The 2,425-nt window shown below is 70.5% G+C and carries 3 protein-coding genes and 1 pseudogene; all 4 read right to left on the reverse strand.

Going from position 1 to position 2,425, the window contains the following annotated elements:
• A pseudogene (locus tag KIH27_RS21840) lies at positions 1–84 on the reverse strand (WXG100 family type VII secretion target); the annotation flags it as partial.
• Positions 85–117: 33 nt separating this feature from the next.
• Positions 118–417: a PE family protein gene (locus KIH27_RS21845; RefSeq protein WP_214095057.1), complete on the reverse strand. Its 300-nt coding sequence runs from the start codon at positions 415–417 to the stop codon at positions 118–120.
• An 81-nt stretch (positions 418–498) separates the two neighbouring features.
• Complete coding sequence (locus tag KIH27_RS21850) at positions 499–1,797, reverse strand: PPE family protein (protein ID WP_214095058.1); 1,299 nt, start codon at positions 1,795–1,797, stop codon at positions 499–501.
• Positions 1,797–2,425: PE/PPE C-terminal domain-containing protein (locus KIH27_RS21855; protein WP_214095059.1), on the reverse strand; the 629-nt coding region annotated here is incomplete at its 5' end. The genes KIH27_RS21850 and KIH27_RS21855, both read right to left, overlap by 1 nt.

A 2,425-nucleotide genomic window follows, 5' to 3' on the forward strand; every position in this document is an offset into this window, starting at 1 on the left:
ATCCTCAACGGTCTGCGCGTGAACGTCGAAACGCCCTGCCATCGAACGCATCGCGTCCGGGTCGGTCATGAAACGTGCGGTCACTGCTGTATCTCCTTCTCTTGTGGTGTTTCCGGCTTAACCGGCCGCCGCGGCATTGGCCGCCTCGGTCGCCGCATACGATTCGGCGCTGATCCCCAGCGTCTGCACGAACTGCTCGTGGATGGCCGCCGCCTGGGCGCTGATCGTCTGGTAGAGCTGGGCGTGGGCGGCGAATTGGGCCGCCGTCAGCAGCGACACCTCATCGGCGGCTGCCGGTGAGATCCCGGTGGTCGGGCTGGCCGCCGCGGCGTTCTCACTGCTGACCATCGAGCCGATGGCCTGCAGTTCCCGCGCGGCCATGCTGAGCATCTCCGGTTGGGTGGTGACAAAAGACATGTGTTTTCCTTCCTGGATTGTGTTGAGCCGGTTGTGATCACAATTCCGGCGAAGCTCGGGCGGGTAGCGCTGGTGGTCGTCTCACGAGCGGACCGACTTTTCGATCCGAGAGACCGCGGTGTCCGCCATGGCGTCGCGACGTCGGGTCAGCTCCGCCACCGCCTCGCGCAGCCGTTCGAGTTCACCGCGCCCGCCGGTGACAACCGGTTCGGACGCCGCCGCGCGCTGCCGGGTGTCACCGGCTGACTCCTTGGCCGGCTTGGCTTTCCGGGGCGCGTTGACCACCCCGACCACCGCCGGAAGTCCACCGTGCAGGCCGCTGCGTCCGGTGAGTGCCGCATGCGGCACAGCCGGAAAGCCGGTGCTGGGCAATGGGTGCGCCGCCAGCCGGATGCCCTGCGGCGTCGCTGCGTTCCAGGATGGCGGCACCGACAGCTCACCGACCGGCGCGGCCTGCGCTACACCGGCCAGCACCTCCCGGGGAACCGACGCCGCTCCGCGCAGCGCCGCCGTCGGGTTCGTCACGATCCCGGGCTGGTGCGCACCCGCGAGGGTGAACGGTGCTGCGTCCGGTGCCGCCGTTGTGGCCGAGGCCAGTTCGGGCATCCCGGCGGAGAACGCGCCGTAGGACAGTGCGGCCGCGACGGCGCCGTTGACCGGGAAGTTCGGCCCGCCGAGCATGATGCTAGCCGCGTCGAATGTCGGCGCCCCGAGACCGCCGACCAGCAGCCCGGTGTTGTTGTTGAACAGGGTCTCCCACCCGGTGATGGCCGGGCTGTTCAGGAAGGATTCCACTGGGTTGTTGTTGAGGAACTCCATCAGCGGGTTGGACGACGGTGCCGCACCGGCGGTCCCGTTGGTGGTCTGCGGGGCCGCAGTCAACGGCGGCAGCGACTTCGTGGCGGCCGCCGAACCCGCCGCATAGGTCTGCATCACCGCCGCGTCCTGCGCCCACATCGCGCTGTATTCAGCCTGATTCGTCGCGATCAGCCCCGAGTTCTGTCCCAGCACGTTCCCCGACACCAGCGACGACAACTCGGACCGGTTCGCCGCCACCGCCGCCGGCGGCACCGCACCGGCATGCGCCGCCTCGAACGCCGCCGCGGCCGCGCGCACCTGGCCGGCCGTCGTCGCCGCCTGCCCGGCCAGCGCGGTCATCCACTCGATGTACGGCTGCGCCGCCGCCGCCATCGCCGCCGAACCCGGCCCCTGCCAGGCCCCATCGACCAACCCCGACACCACCGACGAATACGACGACGCCGCCGAACCCAGCGTCGCCGCAAGGCGATCCCACGCCGACGCCGCCGCCATCAATGACCCCGAGCCGGCACCCGCATACAGCCGCCCCGACACCACCTCCGGCGGCAACCCCCCGGCCATCAGTTGGTCCCCTCTTTCATCAGCAGTGCCATCGCATCGCATTCCAGCGCCAGGTCGGCCATCTGCTCACGCAGCAGGTCGAGCTCCCCGACCTCCCGATCGCTCAGACCGCCGGCGCCGTCGGCGACCGCTCCGTACGCCCACGGGCTGTCAGTGGCGGATTCGCTTGTCTCACCCTGCGATTGGATCGCCCTGAAACTGGAGACCGAGCGCACCCGGCCCTCCCCGGCGCGTGGCGCATTGGCCACCCCACCGACCGGTGGCACGAACCCGCCGGGCATACCCATCCCGGCCGGTGGCACGGCCGACGGACCCGGGGTGGGCAGGACCGATGCTGCGAGCCGGACCTCCTGCGACGCCGCCGTCGCCCAGGTCGGCGGCACCGACAGCCGGCCGATCGGCGCGGCCCGGCCCACCCCCGCCGAGACGCCCGGCGATTCGTAGGACCCGGCCAGCGTGGCTCCGGCCACGTCGGCGGTGGTCGATGACATCAGGCCGGCGCCGGTCGCGGCACCCATCGCGGCCATCGGACCGAGCATCGCGAACTTCCCGGTCGCGGTCATCAGCGGGAACGTGAACAGCTGGATGCCCTCGCGGGCTGTTGCAAAATCGGTAGTTAGGTGAGCTA

This window comes from Mycolicibacter acidiphilus (assembly GCF_018455725.1).
Taxonomy (GTDB): Bacteria; Actinomycetota; Actinomycetes; order Mycobacteriales; family Mycobacteriaceae; genus Mycobacterium; species Mycobacterium acidiphilum.